Here is a 17,526-nt window from a genome sequence, read left to right as displayed (position 1 = left end):
GCGCCGGCATCGGCTGATCCTGCACAGTCCCTCTTCTTCACGCAGCTCAGATGCCCAGCACGCGGGCCGCCTTGAGCAGACCCGCTATACTGATGGCGTCCGTAATACGGCCGTTCATTACCAGTTCCACCGCTTCCCGCAGAGGCAGCTTCCACAGGCGCAGGTCCTCGGTTTCCTCGGGTTCCACCTCGCCCTGCTCCAGCTCCTGGGCCAGAAAAACAAACCCTTCTTCATCGGTTACCGAGTTGGAGGTGTGCAGGCGCATCAGGTTGGTCCAGCGGCGGGCCAGCAGGCCGGTTTCCTCCTTCAGCTCCCGTTGCGCCGAGAGTAGCACATCCAGTTCAATTGGGCCGCCGCCCATCGGAATTTCCCAGCTGTATTCGCTCAGGGTGTAGCGGTACTGGCCTACCAGCCAGGTATTGCCCTGCTCATCCACCGGAATAATACCTAAGGCTTTGTTCTTCATGGATACCACCCCGTAAATGCCGGGGTTGCCGGCCGGATTGGTAATCTGGTCTTCCCGCACCTGTATCCAAGGGTTCTGGTACTTGATTTCGGTGCCGTGCACTTGCCAGGGGTTGTGGCTTTCGTCGATTTCCGGGGCAGCAAATTCGCTCATGGGAGGCAGCAGGTTGATGAAAGGCTGGGGCAAAGGTAACCTACAATCCGAGCTTCACAGTGCTACCCGCTACCCTCGCCGGGCAGATGCAAGCATTGGCCGGCCGTCCGTAGCCGTTGGTCAAATAAAGCCCCAGCCGCCTGCGCATACCTCTACCTTTGACTTACTAATTATTCAGCGCAGGTCGAGTTTATGGAAAGGAAGGCTCTTCCCGCGTAGTATTGGCTTCGGCGAAAGGAGTAGGGTGGATGAATGAAATTTTGCCGACCAATGCGAAGGAAAAGGCCGCTACCACGGGTAGCGGTTTTTTTATTGCCCTTCGGGTAGCCGTGGGCGGTACAGCCGGGAGCGGCAACAAAATCCTGTAGCTGCCGAGGTAAACCCTGGGCAAAACGGGTGCGTACCAAGCCAAGGTAGCCGTTCACTTTCCGGCTGCTGCCTTGCTCTATATGGCCAATCAAGCTAAAAACCAGAACTCGCAACCCCAACCCGGCGACCCGCTGTTCAACCTGAAGCACGCCGAGGCCGAAGCTGCCCTGGAGCAGAATACCGGCGGCCTGGGCCCCACCACCAACGAGTATATTACCACCGACGAGGATAGCGCCCTGGATGAGGGCCCGCGCGACAAGCAAGGCTTCCGTCGGGGTGAGTCAACTCCCGATGCCGGCTCAACGGCTGGCAGCCATTAATCTGCCAGTTACGCGTACATAGGAGCTTTCTGCTCCACCTTTTTACCCAGAAAAAGCCTCTGCGGGCGCCTCGGCCACCGCAGAGGCTTTTTTATGGCCTGTCTTCTGCCAGGCTGTGTGGATAGTGGTGCAGAAAGCACGTTATGCAGAGTATGTGGCGCCTTGAGCCAGTGACGAAACTCTCGCGTACTGCTGTCTGGAGTATCCTTGCAACGTCAACACGCGAGATGCTTCGCCTCCGGCTCTGCAGGACGTTCTAGGCACGACAGTTTATCAACTCTCCACACGCTCTAGAAAACCGGGCCGTACTTTTGTGGCTATGTTAATAGCATCTCATACCGGTCAGCCCTTGGAGGCAGGCCTTGATGAAGCCGGACGGGGCTGCTTGGCCGGGCCGGTTTACGCCGCCGCCGTTATCCTGCCCCCCGATTTTACGCCCCAGTTTCTAAATGATTCCAAGCAGCTGACGGCCAAGCGGCGGGAGGCAGTGCGCACCGAAATCTGCCGGGAGGCGGTAGCTTGGGCAGTAGCCGAGGCTTCGCCCGATGAAATTGCCACCATCAATATTGCCCAGGCTAGTTATTTGGCCATGCACCGGGCTGTAGCGCAACTGGCCGTAACGCCCACGCATCTGCTGGTTGATGGCAACCGGTTTCGGGCGCATGCCACGCTGCCGCACACGTGCATAATAGGCGGCGACGGGCTATACCGGAACATTGCGGCTGCCTCGGTGCTAGCCAAAACGTTTCGGGATGAGCGGATGCGGGAATTGGCGGCGGCTTACCCGCACTACGGCTGGGAGCAAAATGCGGGCTACCCCACGGCACTGCACCGGGCCGCCATCCGCGAGTTTGGACCTACTGAGCACCACCGGATGGGCTTCCAATTACTGTAGTGAAGAAGACCTTAACTAAATAAGAAAAAAGGCATTCCATTCGGTATCGAAGCTGTAGTAAAGCCATACGCCCTGATAACCGAGCGGTTGTCAGGGCGTATGGCTTGGGGTGATGGAACGTAGTAAAGCAGGAGTTTCTGCCGCGTAGTTATTCCTTCAGGCGAAGCAGATCCAGAAAGAGGCTGAACCCATCAACTGAGGTGCCGCCCTCCCCGAAGCTTTCAAAGCTCAACGGCTTGATAATGTAGCCGCTCACCGCTAAGTCCTGGGCCTTTAGGCGGTCAGTTTCGAGGTCAGAAGTAGTTGTGATGAATACATTCAGGCCCACAAAATCGGGGTCGGAGCGCAGAATTGACAGCAGTTCCAGGCCGTTCATGCGGGGCATGTTCAAATCCAGCATCACCACGCTGGGCCTGGCAATCTGCTCCTGTCCGCCTTCCCCGCGCAGCATATTTAAGGCCTCGCGGCCGTTGCGGGCTATGTGCAGCGGCACATCTACGTTATGTTTCCGCAGCTCCCGCTGCACGTTCATAATATCCATCTGGTCATCCTCAACCAGAAGAATGCTGGATTGATCCGCTTCAGAGTTCATAGGTGGTTGCACTAGTACGGGCCTTCGGTGGCCGAGTGGTTATACGGTACTCAGCGTACTACGGTGGAAGCAGCTACCTTATTTGGCTGCTCCTCGCGGCGGCGGCGGGGCTCTTTGGGCCAGGTGAAGATAAAGGAAGCACCTTGTCCTTCAGTGGATTCAACGTGAATGGCACCGCCCTGGCCTTCCACAATTTTCTTGACGATGGCCAGGCCAACCCCCGTACTTTCCAGGGTGTCACGCTCCGTGAGGGTCTGAAAAATTACAAATACCCGCTCGTGGTATTCCGGGGCAATACCAGGCCCATTGTCCGTTACCGAGAAGGTATAGAACTTGGGGCCCTCCACGCAGCCAATGCGCACCACCCCCTCGGCCGGCTGATGATGGTACTTGGCGGCGTTGCTGATCAGGTTGGTGAACACCTGCTGCAGCTGCACCCGGTTGGTATGAATAGTGGGCAGATAGAAGGGCAGCTCCACCTCAAATCCGGCGGGCAGCTCCAAAGACTCGATGATTTCGCGCAGGAGCTGGCGCACAAATACGGCCTCATCGGCCTGGGGGGTGCGGCCCACCCGGGCCAGGTCCAGAATGCCGGTAATCAGGTTTTCCATGCGTCGCACGCGGGTGCGCATCAGGATCAGAAACTCCCGGATGTGGTCGGGTAAGCCCTGTCCCATGTCCTCCTCAATCCAGCGCGAAGCCGACTCGATGCCCCGTAGCGGGGCCTTCAAATCGTGGGAAACCACGTAGGCAAACTGGTCCAGCTCCTGGTTGCGGCGCTCCAGTTGCCGGATATTGGTGTTAATGGTGTCGGTCATGACGTTGAGTGATTCCGTCAGTTTCGACAGCTCGTCATCATCCGTATCCTGCATCTGGGTGGAGTAGTCGCCATCGGCAATACGCTTGGCCTGTACCACCATGCCCTTGATGCGCCGGGAAAATTGCCGCACCAGGTAGGAGGCGTACAGCAGCCCCAGAAAAATGGTAGCCAGCGTGATGCTAACCGACAGAATGCGGGTTTCGCGGATGCTCTCTTGCAGCTTCACGCGCTGCTTCACCCGAATGTCGGCCTCTTCCTGGTCGAATACCGTGAACAGCACCCGAATCTGGTCCATCAGTACTTTGCCCGTTAGGTCGGTGGTGAGGTTGCGGTGCTCCAGGCCGTTGATGCCCATCTGGTTGGGGTCGCGGCGCATGGCTTCGCGCTTTTCGCCAATCAGCAGGTGGGAGTATGCCGACCATTGCTGGAACAGGTACTGGGCCCGCACCATGCGCTCATACTGGGGGGTGCCCAGAGTTAGCTCGTTGCGGAGTTGGGCAAACCGGCCCAGTAGATTCCGCTCCCCCTCGTAGTAGGAGTCCAGCACAATCTCATTGCCAATGAGCAGGTAGCCCCGGAAGCCGGTTTCCATGTCAATGATATTGCGCAGCAGCGTGGTGGCTTCGCCCGTAATGCGCTGGGAGCGTTCCACGCGCTGGGAGTTGCGCAGCACGGCCCGGGAGAGTTGATAGTTGATAACGACCACCGCCGCAAACAGCCCGGATATAATCAGAAAGCCCGCGAATAACTTGGTAGAGAGTTTAAACTTCATGCAGGAGCGGGCAGAACGGACGATTAACGGCCAGTACGAATTTTATCCTCCAACGTACGGAGCAGCTGGGTAATCAGGTCGGCCAAGCGGTTAATTTCCGCCATGCCGGCAATGGCCTCATCTTGCTGGCCGCGCTGGGCCATATCCATCAGGCGGTTGGCTTCGAGGTGAATTTGGGTATGCGCGGCATCCAGCTCCCGGCTTACCGGCAACTGGCCGTAGCGCGTAAGCACGTAGGTGGTAAGCCACTGCCCGAAAGAGCATTGCCGCGGGTCACGGATGGGGGCCTCGGCCGTGCCGCTGCCGTACAGGAACGAGCGGAGCTTGGATTTGAAGTGCAGGTGTTTGATGCGGGCACCATCAAACTCTTGCTTCAGGTCGTCAGTCATACAGGAGGGGTGGAGTGCGCGCTACGGCCCGGAACACAGGGGCCGCCCACCGGCAATAAGTAGCCAGGCGAAGCGCAGACCAGCAAAGATAACCGAAAATCAGGGCTGCCAGCCGGGCATTATTGGCTACTTTCGCCCGAGCAAGGCGGCTGCGGCACCGGTTGTCGTTAGCCGTTCATCTTCCCATTTCCACTCCACCCCATGTCTGAGTCGCTCAAAACTGTTCCGCTCAATGATGTGCACCAGCAGCTCGGTGCCAAAATGGTGCCCTTCGCCGGCTACAATATGCCCGTACGCTACTCCTCCGACCTGGAAGAGCACCACACCGTGCGCCGGGCCGTGGGCATTTTCGACGTCTCGCACATGGGCGAGTTTCGGGTGCGCGGGCCCCAGGCCCTGCCGCTCATTCAGCGCGTAACCAGCAACGACGCCAGCAAGCTCACGCCCGGCAAGGCTCAGTACAGCTGCCTGCCCAACCAGCAGGGCGGTATTGTGGATGATTTGCTGGTGTACATGCTGGCCGAAGAGGACTACTTGCTGGTGGTGAATGCCTCTAATATCGATAAGGACTGGAACTGGATTCAGCAGTTCAACACCGACGGCGCCGACATGCAGAATGTGTCGGATGAGATGAGCTTATTTGCGGTGCAGGGCCCCAAGGCTACGGCTGCCCTGCAGAGCCTCACCGAGGCCGACCTGAGCACCATTCCCTACTACTCCTTCGTGCAGGGCACTTTCGCCGGCGCCCCGGACGTGATTATCTCGGCCACCGGCTACACTGGGGCGGGCGGTTTTGAGCTGTACGTGCCCAACCACTACGCCCAGCAAGTGTGGGAAAAGGTAATGGAAGCCGGCCAGCCTTACGGACTCAAGCCCATTGGCCTGGGCGCCCGCGACACGCTGCGCCTGGAAATGGGCTACTGCCTCTACGGCAACGATATCACCGACGAAACCTCACCCCTGGAGGCTGGCCTCGGCTGGATAACTAAATTCACCAAAGACTTCACCAATTCCGACAGCCTGAAAGCCCAAAAGGAGGCCGGCGTAGAGCGCAAGCTGGTAGGTTTCCTGATGGACGGCCCCGGCATTCCGCGCAGCCATTACCCGCTGGTAAACGAAGCCGGCGAAGTAATTGGCGAGGTAACCAGCGGCACCCAGTCGCCGAGCCTGAGCAAAGGCGTGGGTCTGGGTTACGTGCAAACCGAGCTGAGCAAGCCCGGTACCCAGATTTTTGTGCAGGTGCGCGGCAAAAATCTGCCCGCTACCATCACCAAGCTGCCCTTCGTGCCCGGTACGGAAGAGGCGTAACGTTAAAGTTGAAACATAGTTGAACGTCATGCTGAGCGAAGGCGCAGCCGTAGTCGAAGCATCTCTACCTCTGGCTAATTCTTTGGATCACCCTCGGTAAAGATGCTTCGATTACGGCTGCGCCTTCGCGTAGCATGACGTGCTGTTTTACACCCAATGACCAATCAACTCCCCTCGCTCGACGTCTGTTTCTCTCCGGAGCTGCTGCCCCTACACGACCTGCGCGGCAAAGTAGCCGTGGTGGTGGATATTCTGCGGGCTACCAGCAGCATCGTCACGGCACTGGCGCAGGGTGTTACCCACTTGGTGCCGTTCAGTGAGCTGGCAGAATGCCAAGCCCAGGCGGCAGGCGGCTACCTTACCGCCGCCGAGCGGGACGGCCGCCAAGCCGAAGGCGTCGACCTCGGCAACTCACCCTTTGGTTACCTGGATGGAGTAGTACCGGTACGCGGGCGGTGCGTGGCTATTACTACCACCAACGGTACCCGAGCCCTGCACCTTTCCGCCGCCGCCGATAAGGTGCTGGTTGGGGCGTTCCTGAATATTGGGGCCGTAGCGGAGCACTTGCGCCGCCTGCAGAAGGATGTAGTAGTAGTATGTGCCGGTTGGAAGGGCAATTTTTGCTTGGAGGACACGCTGTTTGGCGGAGCCTTGGCGGCTCTTTTGCAAACCGACTTCGACACCACCAGCTCCGATGCTACCCTGGCCGCGCTGGACTTGTGGAAAACTGCCGAAGCGGATGTAGCCGGCTACTTGCTGAAGTCGTCCCACGTACGACGCCTCAACAGCTTGGAGGCCCACCAGGACATGGAGTTCTGCATCCGGCAGGATGAGTACGACTTGGTGCCGGTGTTTCGGGAGGGCCGAATTACTAAGTTCCGCTGATTAATTGTGCTGACAACACCCGGCATGGTTGAGGATATTCGAGCGGTGTAGAGACGCAGACACCTAGCGTCTCGGGGCCAGAACGACTACACTCGTATCGTTCGACGAGGAGACGCAAAGTGTCGCGTCTCTACACTGTTCAGGCCATCGGCACGTCAGAAAGCAGCGTCATCCCCATTAATCAGTGAAAATCAATGATTAAACTGGGCTTCCTCGGTGCTGCCAACTAGGGCGCCCGTGCTAGTTTGGCCCGAGGTTACCACGTTCTGTACGGCGTCGAAGTAGCCAGTGCCCACAAAGGCCTGATGCTTTACGGCCCGAAAGCCCTGCTGCTGTAAGGCAAACTCGCGCTGCTGCAGCTCGGAGTAGCCGGCCATGCCCCGTTCCTGGTAGGCGGTGGCCAGCTCGAACATACTGGTGTTGAGCGCGTGAAAACCGGCCAGCGTGATGAACTGAAACTTATAGCCCATAGCCGCCAATTCTTCCCGGAAAGTGCCCATTTCCTGGGGAGTAAGTTTAGCCGCCCAGTTGAAGGAAGGGGAACAGTTATAAGCTAGCAGCTTGCCTGGAAACTGCGCGTGAATGGCCTCGGCAAACTGTCGGGCCTGTTCCAGGTCGGGGTGGGAGGTTTCCATCCAGATTAGGTCGGCGTAGGGGGCGTAGGCCAGGCCGCGGGCAATGCCGGCCTCCACCCCGCAGCGTACCCGGAAAAATCCCTCCGACGTTCGTTCCGCTTCCTGCAGTACAAAGGGCTGGTCGCGCGGGTCCACGTCGGAAGTCAGCAGGTCGGCGGCATCGGCATCGGTGCGGGCTACCAGCAGGGTGGGCACGCCTAGTACATCGGCCGCCAGGCGGGCAGCTATTAGCTTATTAATGGCCTCCTGAGTGGGCACCAATACTTTGCCGCCCAGGTGCCCGCACTTCTTGGCCGAGGATAATTGATCCTCGAAATGCACCCCGGCGGCCCCAGCCTCTATCATCATCTTCATCAGCTCAAACGCGTTCAGGTTGCCCCCAAACCCAGCTTCGGCATCGGCCACAATAGGCACCAGCCAGTGCACCGCACCCTCCCCCGATACGCTCTGAATCTGGTCGGCGCGGAGCAGGGCGTTGTTGATGCGGCGCACCACATTGGGCACCGAGTCGGCGGGGTAGAGGCTTTGGTCGGGGTACATGTGGCCGGCCCCGTTGGCATCGGCCGCCACCTGCCAGCCCGAGAGGTAAATGGCCTTGAGCCCGGCCTGCACTTCCTGAATGGCTTGGTTGCCGGTAAGCGCGCCCAGGCCGGCCACGTACTCCTCGGAGTGCAGCTGCGCCCAAAGCCGCTCGGCCCCGTGCCGGGCCAGCGTGTACTCCACCTGCACCGAGCCGCGCAGCTTCAGCACATCCGTTGCCGAGTACGGCCGCTCAATTCCTTTCCAGCGTGGGTTGGTAGCCCAATCCTGTTGCAATGCGGCAATTTGTTCCTGCTTATTCATAAGGGTAAGGGGTAGGAAGTGGAAAAGAAAGGCAAAGCGCGGCCCGGCCGGCTGGCAAAGCGGCTTTTTTTAAGTCAAGAAATGGGAGGGAGGCAATGCGTCAGGCTGTCATTCCGAGCGAAGCGAGGAATCTGGGTTTACCTTCTGATGAGTACGCCAGATTCCTCGCTTCGCTCGGAATGACGGTTAAGTCAGCTGCTCGTAGGCCGGCACAGTCAGAAATTCGACGAACTGCTCACTCATTACCAGTCGGTCGAAGAGGCGGGCGGCCTCCAGGTAGCGGCCCGCTTCATAGGCCTGCTCACCCACCAGGGCTTTGATTTTAGCCAGTTGATCGGGCACGAAAGAGCGGTACAGCTCCACCGTCACGGGGCGGCCATCCTGCAGCGTGGTACCGGGCGTGTGCAGCCACTGCCACACCTGCGCCCGGCTGATTTCGGCGGTGGCGGCGTCTTCCATTAGGTTGTAGATGGGCACACAGCCGTTGCCCCGCAGCCAGGATTCCAGGTACTGCACGGCTACGTCAATGTTTAGCCGCAACCCGGCTTCCGTAATGCTGCCTTCCGGTGCACGTACCAAATCAGTGGCCGTGACGTGCACATCTTCGCGCTTGTTGGCAATTTGGTTGGGCTGGGGCATGAGCTCATTGAACACATCCAAGGCCACCGGCACTAAGGCCGGGTGAGCTACCCAGGTGCCGTCATGGCCGTTGCGGGCTTCCCTGGTTTTGTCCTGCCGTACCTTCTCCAGGGCCGCTTCATTAGCTTCCAGATCATTTTTAATGGGAATCTGGGCAGCCATGCCGCCCACGGCGTGCACGCCCCGGCGGTGGCAGGTCTGGATGACCAGCTGGGAGTAGGACGCCATGAAGGGCACCGTCATGGTTACTTCGGCGCGGTCAGGCAGCCGAAACTCCGGCCGCCGCCCCAGCCGCTTGATGTAGCTGAAGATGTAGTCCCACCGCCCGCAGTTTAGGCCCGCCGAGTGCTCCCGCAGCTCCCACAGAATCTCGTTCAGTTCAAATGTGGCCGGCAACGTTTCAATGAGCACCGTCGCTTTAATGGTGCATTTGGGCATCTTCATCGACCACTGCGCAAACCCAAACACGTCGTTCCAAAGCCGGGCTTCTAGGTGGCTCTCTATTTTGGGCAAGTAAAAGTAGGGGCCGCTGCCCCGAGCACACAGTTCGTGGGCATTGTGGAAGTAATACAGCCCGAAATCGAAGAGGGCGGCGCTGATGGGCTCCCCATCCACCAGCACGTGCTTTTCCACGAGGTGCCAGCCCCGGGGCCGCACCATGAGCACGGCCGTTTGCTCGTTGAGGCGGTACTCCTTGGTGGGTGTGCTCAGGGAAATGGTGCGGCGCACGGCGTCGCGCAGGTTGCGCTGGCCTTCTACCACGTTGGCCCAGGTAGGGGAGTTGGAGTCCTCAAAATCCGCCATGAACACCTTGGCCCCCGAGTTCAGGGCGTTGATAATCATTTTGCGCTCCACCGGGCCGGTTATTTCCACGCGCCGGTCCAGTAAATCGGCCGGCAGCGGGGCCACTGTCCAGGGCTTTTCCCGGATCAGGCGCGTTTCGGGCCGGAAATCGGGCAGCGTACCACTGGCAAACTCCCGCTGCCGCTCCTCACGCCGCTGCAATAACGCCCGGCGGGTATGATCGAAACGGCGGTGCAGCTCGGCCACAAAAGCCAGGGCCGAAGGCGTCAGAATTTCGGCGTACTCGGGCGAGTAGGCTCCCAACACTTTCACCCGCTCGGGCGTGCGGTAGGTGAGCGGTGACACCAGCGTCGGCGAATCGGAGAAAGGCGACATAAGCGAGTGGGCGTTAAGTGTGACACAAAAGGAAGTTGTTCCGACTGAACACTTCAAACATATGAAAGCGAATATTATTAAACAAGCGAATATTCGCTAATTTTTTAGAACCACTTCAGAAGCGTAGATTTGCGGGTTCATGGCGTAGAAGTAGCTGATTGCCTAGCCCATCAGTAGTTTTTCGCCCGTATCTGCTTCGTTATGTTGAGTCACGGCCAGGTTGTCCGGTTGATATTTGGGTTGAAGCTGCGCGAGTTGCGGCAGGAGCGGGGCTATACCCCCGCCGAGCTGGCCCGCGCCTGCGACGTGTCGGTGTCCTATCTGAATGAGATTGAAAAGGGGAAGAAGTATCCCAAGGCCGATAAGATATTGAGCCTGAGTAAAGTGCTGGGTGTCAGCTACGACCAGCTCACCTCACTCACGCTCAGCCGCCGCCTCGAGCCCATTTCTGAGCTGTTGCAGTCTGATTTACTCAAGGAGTTTCCGCTGGATATGTTCGGGCTGGACCCCTTACGCATCGTGGAGCTCATTGCCGACGCCCCGGCCAAGATGAACGCCTTCATCAGCACGCTCTTCGAAATTGCCCGCAACTACGAGATGCGCCAGGAAAACTTCTTTCTAGCCGCCTTGCGCTCCTTTCAGGAAATGCACGACAACTACTTCGAGGAGCTGGAGCAGGATGTGCGCACGTTTCAGGTAGAGCACAAGCTGCAAGCGGCTGCCCCCTTTGACCGTACTCAACTGGAGCGGGTACTGGTGGAGAAATACAATTACACCCTCGACCGTACCGGCCTGGACGAGTACGCCCATTTGGGGCGGCTGCGCTCCGTGTTTCAGCCCAAATCCCGAAAGCTGCTCTTGCGCCAGGGGTTGAGCGGGGCCCAGGAGGGTTTCGTGCTGGGTCGGGAAGTAGCCTTCAATTATGTGGGTTTGAAGGAGCGGCCCTACGTAAATGCTTCGTTTCCGGTACGCTCCTTCGAGGAAGTGCTCAATAACTTCAAGGCCAGCTACTTTGCCGGGGCGTTGCTCATGGAGGAAGATACCCTGGTGCGGGACCTGACGCGCTTCTTCAATGCTAAAAAGTGGGAGCCCACGCTGCTGCTGGATTTGCTCACCAAGTATGCCGTGTCGCCGGAGATGTTCATGCAGCGCATTACCAACCTGCTGCCGCGCCACTTCGGTATTCAGAGCTTGTTTTTCCTGCGCTTCGACCAGGCCAACTCCTCGGCAGCCTATAAGCTCACCAAGGAGCTGCACCTCTCGCGCCTGCACAACCCCCACGGCAACGAGTTGCACGAACACTACTGCCGCCGCTGGATTTCCCTGCGCCTGATTGCCGAGTTACGCCAGCAGCCCGCCAATAACGCGCCCAATTACACCCTGGGCGCCCAACGCTCCGTGTACCCCAACGGCGACGAGTATCTGTGCCTGACGCTGGCCCGGGCCGGCACGGCTACCGAGCCGGCCGTGAGTGTTACCGTAGGCCTGCTCTGCGACGACAACCTGCGCCAGAAAGTCCGCTTCCTGGATGACCCGGCTATTGTGCAGAAGGAGGTAAACGAAACCTGTGAGCGGTGCACCATTCCGAACTGCGAAGTGCGCGCCGCGGCCCCCGTGGAAGTGGAGCGCCGTCAGCGCCAGCGGGAGCTGGAAGCAGCCGTGGCCGCACTGGTGAATGAGGGGTAGGCGTTCAGGATGTAAGCGGAAAAGAACACTCCTGTCATCCTGCGCTTGCGAAGGATCTTGTCACGTATGGGGGCTGTTGAGTGATTTGTTCACCTGGCAAGAGGTACTTCGCAAGCGCAGGATGACAATTTTAATGAGCTATCATCTTGCGTAAATTCTGGCTGATTTTCCTGCTGACGCTGAGCATGGCTGTACTGGCCGGGCTGGGCGCGGCGTGGTACGTATTCTGGAAGCCGAACGTGCGGTATTCGGCGTTTGGCCCGGCGTATTTGTATATCCGCACTGGTACTAGTTACGGGGCCGTGCTAGATTCCTTGCGCAAGTACGAGCTGCTGCACGATGAGGCCTCCTTTGAGCGGGTAGCCCGCTGGTACAAGTACCCCGAGCACGTAAAGCCGGGGCGCTACGTACTGCGGCCGGGCCTGGGAAACCGCGTGCTGGTAGAAATGCTGAGCCGGGGCGAGCAGGATACTGTAGCCTTTACCCTCGATGCCTTCAAGTACAAGCCCCAGCTGGCCCGGCAGGTAGCCCGCCAACTCGAAACCGACTCGGTGAGCCTGCGCCGCCTGTTGCAGCGCAATACTTGGCTGCAGCAGCGGTACGGCCTCGATACTACCACTGTGCTGACGCTGTTTCTGCCCGGGCCCTACCGCCTGCTCTGGAATACCTCGCCTGAGCAATTCTTGGATTCAGCGGCGGCCACGCACCGCCGCTTCTGGACGCCGGAACGCCGCCGCCGTGCCGATTCGCTGCAGCTTAGCCCCGCCGAGGTGCACGTATTGGCCAGCATTGTGCAGCGCGAAACTGCTCAGAAAACGGACAAACCCCTTATTGCCGGGGCCTACCTCAACCGCCTGCGCCGGGGCATGCGCCTGCAGGCCGACCCCACGCTGCTCTGGGCCATCGGCAACTTCGGAGTGAAGCGCGTGCTTAACAAGGATAAGCTGGTCGACTCACCCTACAACACCTACAAGCACAAAGGGCTGCCCCCGGGGCCCATCACCTCCGCCAACCGCCAGAGCCTTGATGCCGTGCTTAAACCAGCCCGGCATAACTACGTGTTTTTCTGCGCCCGCCCGGGCGGGAGCGGCTTCTCTGATTTCGCTGCCACCTACGCCGAGCATAAGCAGAATGCCCGGCGCTACCAGTACTGGCTCGATAGCCTGGGAGTTAGGCGGTAACCGGTTTCATACTACGGCAACGACACGGCCGCCGGCTGCCGGAATACGTCCGTCTTGTCAATCTTTCGCACGCAATTTTGGGCTCTCAATTCAGCTGAATTCCAGCTACCTTTGCAGCCTATTATCCGAAAAACTGCCTGCATGACGCGACGTTTCCTCTCCGTTGGTTTTTTGTTTGTTTCAAGTGCGGCCCTGGGGGGCGGTTTTCAGAACGGCCCGCAAAGTGCCCGGCTGGTAGGCCTGGGCGGAGCGGCCACGGCCTACGCCCGCGACGCCTCGAGCATCTTTTACAACCCTGGCATTCTGGGTCACCTCGATTCGTTGACCCACCTGAGCTTTGGGGGGTTGGGTACGGCCCGCACCACCTCCTTTCTGGGCACCGACTCGCGCCAGCAGACTTTGCAGGAGCTGGCTATTCTGCCCGGCGGTTATTTCTACGCTACGCATCCGCTTTCTGACCGCGTGAAAGTGGGCCTGAGCGTGAACACTCCCTTCGGCTACGATACCCAGTGGCCCGGTTCGTGGGAAGGCCGCAGCTTGGTGCGCTCGGCCAGCTTGCACACCGTATTTGTGCAGCCCACGGCCGCTTTCCGGGTGAATGAGAACTTCAGCTTGGGGGCCGGCTTCATCTACGCCCGTGGCAGCCTGAAGCGGGAGCGTAGCCTGGGTCAGTTTGATGACCTAGGCGCTGCGGCCAGCTACAAAGCTAGCGGCAGCGGTATTGGCTACAGCCTGGGCATGTACGGCCGCACCGGCGAGGATTTGTCGTTCGGAATTAGCTTCCGGGGGCCAGTTGCGCTCCGGATGAATAATGGTTCGGCGGAAACCGTGGTGAATGGCGGAATAGGTAGTGGGCGAAGTACCGATGCCTTCACAACCCGGGTAAAGCTGCCTTCCACGCTGGCCGTGGGCCTAGCCGACCAGATGACCAAGAAGCTGCTAGTCACCTTCGACTTTGCCCTGACGGGCTGGAGCAGCTACGACTCGCTTAACTTCAAGTTCAAGGATACCAGCATACAGCCCGTGCGCCAGGGCCGCCGCTACGAGGATGCCATGTCGTTTCGGGTGGGTGGGGAGTACACGGCCTCCGATAACCTGCTCCTGCGGGCTGGGGTGAGCTACGATGAAACGCCCATCCGCGACGAATTTATTTCGCCGGAGCTGCCCGATGGCAACCGCCTGGGCGGCTCTTTAGGGGTGAGCTTGGGTCTGCGCCGCGTGATGCTTGATTTGGGCTACGGCCTGGAAGTGGCCGGCAAGCGCACGGCCCGCGTGAACCGCACCCAGTACCAGGCGCCCAGTATTGCCGGCAACTACCGCACGCTGGTGCACACGCTGGCCGCTGGGGTTTCGTATTCGTTCGGCTCCAAGAAATAACCGCTTCCGCTTTTTCCTATGCAACGCTCTTCTCTTCGTTCTTCGGGGTCGATTTTTCGCCGGGTGCTGCGCCCGGCCGTAGCGCCGCTGGCGCTGGGCCTGCTGGCTGCCGGCTGCACCCCACACCAATCGGAGCCAACGCCGACGGCCGGCACGCTGGATGTGTACCGCTACGTGGCCATTGGTGACGGCTACACGGCTGGATTCAGTGAAGGCGGCCTCACGGCTACCGGCCAGCAGTACTCCTTTCCCAATCTGCTGGCCCAGCAGTTTATCCGCATCAATCCACCGGCTACCTTCACCCAGGGCCTTTTACCCGCTGGCACCGGTACGGGGTATCTAACCTCACAATCATCTACCGGAGTAGGGGGCAAGCCGTTGCTGTATCATACCTGGCTGGTGCGGCGGGGCCGGGCAGTGCGGGGTAGCTACGTAGTAAACGCAGCCGCTTGCGGAGGCCCCGATACTACGTTTCTGTACTCGCAAGCCGCAAGCTCGCCCCTTAGCCAAAACCTAGGTGTACCCGGCTTGGGCCTAGCACAGGTAGAAGTAGCGGGGTTGGGAAATACGGCCAATCAGGCCCGTTACGGCAGCTTCAACTCCTACTTTGAGCGGCTGCTGCCGGCCAACGACAACCGCACCTACCTGCAGGTCGCTACGGATGCATCGTCGTCGGCTACATTCTTTACCTTTTTCATGGGCCTTGGGGATGCCTTGCCCTATATTCTGAGTGGGGGTGAGTGTGGCACGCCCCCCAACTCCAGCATCCTGACCAGTAACGCCAAGAAGATGCTGGACCGCCTCGCCGCCAACGGCCGCCAGGGGGTTATTGCTCTCACCCCCTCCGTTCAGAACCTGCCTTTGTTGCAGCTGGGTGGTAAAAATGGTGTCCGGGGTCAGCTGATTGAAGGCGTGAACCCCGATTCCATCTACGTACGCTCGGCCCCGGGCAACGTGGTGCGGGCCATTGATGCCGGCGACTTTATTCTGCCTGCGGGCTTGGACCGTCTGGGTGCTCCTGAGAACGTAACGCTGCCCAACGGCACTACGGTATCCGTCCGTTACGGCTTGAGCAAGCGCAACCCCCTGGTTCGCCGCGACGTGCTCGACTACTTTGAGTTTAACCGGATTAACACGCCGCTGGTTACGCTGAACACGGAGCTGGAACGACTGGCCAAGAACGTGTACAAGCTGCCTTTCGTGAGTCTGGATGACGAGCTGTTCACGCAGATCAACCGCCGGATTTCGGTGAATGGGGTGGAGTATTCTTCGGATATAATGCGGGGCAATTTTTACTCCCTGGATATGTACTCCCTCACGCCGCGCGGAAATGCGCTGCTGGCTAACACTTTCATCAAGGCAATTAACGGACAGTATCGGGCCAATATCCCTTTCATCGACCCCAACACGTTGCCCACCACCACCCGGCCACAATAACTGCAGCTAGTTTTGGTTACAGCAAAGGCCCTGCTTCGGCGGGGCCTTTTTGCGTTTGGTGGCAGTAGTCGGAATTACTGCACCGGAACCAGCCGCAGCTGCAAGGAGTCGTGGGCGGCGGCTTGCTGCCGCTGCAAGGTTTCAGTGTAACTCAGGCCGGTGAACTCAGAGTGCTCCAGAAAAAGCAAGGGGCAGGTCAGCATTGGCTCGGGCCAGGCGGCCGCAGGTTGCTGCCGCCGTAGCTCCTGGAAGCGGGCCACGTTGGTCACCCTCCAGTAGCCATCCAGCAGCACGTAGCGGAAGCCGTGGCCCCGGCGCGAAGCGGACAACTCCTGCTCGTGCATGAGCACCCGCACAGTGTCGGCGGGGGGGTAAAAAGGCGCCAGCCCGATGCCTACTGTGCTACCTACTGGGCCCCCTTGGTGGGCGCGCAGCCACGCCGCCACCCGCGGATAATTGGTAGGGGAATAGGCATAAACTTCCCGCTGGATACGGTAGAGGTTGAGCCCGATGGCCGTTGCCAGCACCGCTACCAGCGCCGGAGCCGGTAGGCGCCGCAGCTGCAGCAGCGCCAAAGCATACCACAGCCCATAGGCCCACAGCAGCCCCCGCGGTGCCTTCACCAGCAACGACATGCCTGCCAGCAAGCACCAGCCCCACACAGCTATGTACAGCTCGGGCGGCAGCAGTGTCCCGCGCCGCGCTTGCCGCAGCTGCCACAGTGGCCCTAGCAGCCCCAGCCACACCAGCCCCGATTCAAAATCCCAGAGGTAACGCAGGTAGTACAGAAAATCGGGGCGGAGCGTGGCGGCGCGGCCGGCGGCGTTGGCCGCGTCCGGAAAGGCCACTTTATAGTAAATAGCCGGCCACAAATACCAGGGCAGACCCGCCACTACCCCTACCGCACCCAGCACCACGTAGGGCGCCAGCAGCAGCAGCAACACCCGCCACCAATGCCCGTTGCGCCATACTAATCCATCGGCCTGCCACCACTCCAGCACCGCCAGAATAGGCAGCGTAAGCAGAAATTTGTAGTTGAAACACAGGCCCAGCACCAGCCAGCCGGCAGCACGGTACAACGCCGGGGCGGAAGGATTCTGCAGCCGCTGGTAATAGGCGCCCAGCAAGCCCGCAAAGCACAGCAGACTCCAGGAGCTCATGGTAAAATCGCGCCCCGAAAAAGTCAGGAATACGCTGGTGCCCATCAGCAGGACCAACAGTGCCGCCAGCCAGCCGGAAAGGCGCGTAATGCGGGCTATACACCAGCTCAGCAGCCCCACCGCCGCCACGGCCACCAATGCATTCAGGTGCTGAAATACTCGATAATCGGTGGTGAGCCAAGATACTGGAGCATATACCAGCGCAAAAGCCGGGCTGCCGTGGTGAAATAGATGGCGCAAATTGCCCTGGGCTACCTCCTGCACAATTTGCCAGTTTCGTACTGAGTCGTAATCGGGTAGGGCAGCGGTGGCCAGGCCGTGCAGGCGCATCGGCACCAGCAGGGCCAAGGCTATCAGCCAAAGCCAAAATGGCTGCAAATGAGAGAAGCGGGGTAGATTCATGCCGCGCGGGCTGCCCTC

General features: G+C 59.6%; 15 protein-coding genes. 8 read left to right on the top strand and 7 right to left on the bottom strand.

What is annotated here, in order from left to right; translation table 11 throughout:
- Positions 1 to 46: 46 nt before the first annotated feature.
- Positions 47 to 619, bottom strand: a complete 573-nt coding sequence (locus ABIB60_RS09195; protein WP_354579643.1) for an NUDIX domain-containing protein — start codon at positions 617 to 619, stop codon at positions 47 to 49.
- A gap of 449 nt (positions 620 to 1,068) precedes the next feature.
- Between ABIB60_RS09195 and ABIB60_RS09190 the strand changes: the two genes are divergently transcribed.
- Together ABIB60_RS09190 and rnhB are read left to right on the top strand one after the other, a co-directional pair.
- A complete protein-coding gene (locus ABIB60_RS09190; protein WP_354579337.1) occupies positions 1,069 to 1,308 on the top strand; it encodes a hypothetical protein in 240 nt (79 codons plus the stop codon).
- A gap of 319 nt (positions 1,309 to 1,627) precedes the next feature.
- Positions 1,628 to 2,203 (top strand): ribonuclease HII, encoded by a 576-nt coding sequence (rnhB, locus tag ABIB60_RS09185; protein WP_354579335.1) that lies wholly within the window; start codon positions 1,628 to 1,630, stop codon positions 2,201 to 2,203.
- A 148-nt stretch (positions 2,204 to 2,351) separates the two neighbouring features.
- Here rnhB and ABIB60_RS09180 read toward each other — a convergent pair whose 3' ends face one another.
- From ABIB60_RS09180 to ABIB60_RS09170, 3 genes are read right to left on the bottom strand one after another with little or no spacing between them, the layout of a single operon-like run.
- Positions 2,352 to 2,795 (bottom strand): response regulator, encoded by a 444-nt coding sequence (locus ABIB60_RS09180; protein WP_354579333.1) that lies wholly within the window; start codon positions 2,793 to 2,795, stop codon positions 2,352 to 2,354.
- A gap of 50 nt (positions 2,796 to 2,845) precedes the next feature.
- On the bottom strand, positions 2,846 to 4,387 hold the full coding sequence (locus ABIB60_RS09175) for a sensor histidine kinase (protein ID WP_354579331.1): 1,542 nt from the start codon (positions 4,385 to 4,387) through the stop codon (positions 2,846 to 2,848).
- Positions 4,388 to 4,410: 23 nt separating this feature from the next.
- Positions 4,411 to 4,776: a CZB domain-containing protein gene (locus tag ABIB60_RS09170; RefSeq protein WP_354579330.1), complete on the bottom strand. Its 366-nt coding sequence runs from the start codon at positions 4,774 to 4,776 to the stop codon at positions 4,411 to 4,413.
- Between the two features lie 201 nt (positions 4,777 to 4,977).
- Here ABIB60_RS09170 and gcvT point away from each other — a divergent pair, with 201 nt between their 5' ends.
- On the top strand, positions 4,978 to 6,084 hold the full coding sequence (gene gcvT / locus ABIB60_RS09165; RefSeq protein WP_354579329.1) for a glycine cleavage system aminomethyltransferase GcvT: 1,107 nt from the start codon (positions 4,978 to 4,980) through the stop codon (positions 6,082 to 6,084).
- 156 nt (positions 6,085 to 6,240) lie between these two features.
- Entirely contained in the window at positions 6,241 to 6,969 is a 729-nt protein-coding gene (locus ABIB60_RS09160; protein WP_354579327.1) for a 2-phosphosulfolactate phosphatase, read from the top strand.
- A gap of 191 nt (positions 6,970 to 7,160) precedes the next feature.
- On the opposite strand, the gene aceA is transcribed toward ABIB60_RS09160, so the two are convergent.
- Both aceA and aceB read right to left on the bottom strand, forming a co-directional pair.
- A complete protein-coding gene (aceA, locus tag ABIB60_RS09155; RefSeq protein ID WP_354579325.1) occupies positions 7,161 to 8,447 on the bottom strand; it encodes an isocitrate lyase in 1,287 nt (428 codons plus the stop codon).
- Between the two features lie 186 nt (positions 8,448 to 8,633).
- Positions 8,634 to 10,265, bottom strand: coding sequence for a malate synthase A (gene aceB / locus ABIB60_RS09150; RefSeq protein WP_354579324.1), 1,632 nt, complete (start codon positions 10,263 to 10,265; stop codon positions 8,634 to 8,636).
- A gap of 201 nt (positions 10,266 to 10,466) precedes the next feature.
- Here aceB and ABIB60_RS09145 point away from each other — a divergent pair, with 201 nt between their 5' ends.
- The 4 genes from ABIB60_RS09145 to ABIB60_RS09130 all read left to right on the top strand — a co-directional run bounded on the left by ABIB60_RS09145 (position 10,467) and on the right by ABIB60_RS09130 (position 15,946).
- On the top strand, positions 10,467 to 11,951 hold the full coding sequence (locus ABIB60_RS09145) for a helix-turn-helix domain-containing protein (protein WP_354579323.1): 1,485 nt from the start codon (positions 10,467 to 10,469) through the stop codon (positions 11,949 to 11,951).
- A 146-nt stretch (positions 11,952 to 12,097) separates the two neighbouring features.
- Entirely contained in the window at positions 12,098 to 13,132 is a 1,035-nt protein-coding gene (gene mltG / locus ABIB60_RS09140; RefSeq protein ID WP_354579322.1) for an endolytic transglycosylase MltG, read from the top strand.
- A gap of 141 nt (positions 13,133 to 13,273) precedes the next feature.
- A complete protein-coding gene (locus tag ABIB60_RS09135) occupies positions 13,274 to 14,509 on the top strand; it encodes an OmpP1/FadL family transporter (protein ID WP_354579321.1) in 1,236 nt (411 codons plus the stop codon).
- Positions 14,510 to 14,527: 18 nt separating this feature from the next.
- The gene (locus tag ABIB60_RS09130) at positions 14,528 to 15,946 is read left to right on the top strand and encodes a hypothetical protein (protein ID WP_354579320.1); all 1,419 of its coding nucleotides are present in this window, start codon (positions 14,528 to 14,530) and stop codon (positions 15,944 to 15,946) included.
- Between the two features lie 74 nt (positions 15,947 to 16,020).
- Here the strand turns inward: ABIB60_RS09130 and ABIB60_RS09125 are convergent, their stop codons facing one another.
- On the bottom strand, positions 16,021 to 17,508 hold the full coding sequence (locus ABIB60_RS09125; RefSeq protein WP_354579318.1) for a glycosyltransferase family protein: 1,488 nt from the start codon (positions 17,506 to 17,508) through the stop codon (positions 16,021 to 16,023).
- Positions 17,509 to 17,526 lie beyond the last annotated feature (18 nt).

This window comes from Hymenobacter sp. UYP22 (assembly GCF_040547285.1).
Classification (GTDB): domain Bacteria; phylum Bacteroidota; class Bacteroidia; order Cytophagales; family Hymenobacteraceae; genus Hymenobacter.
The sequence above is the reverse complement of the archived record's forward strand: the minus strand, read 5'-3'. Positions and strand labels throughout refer to the sequence as shown.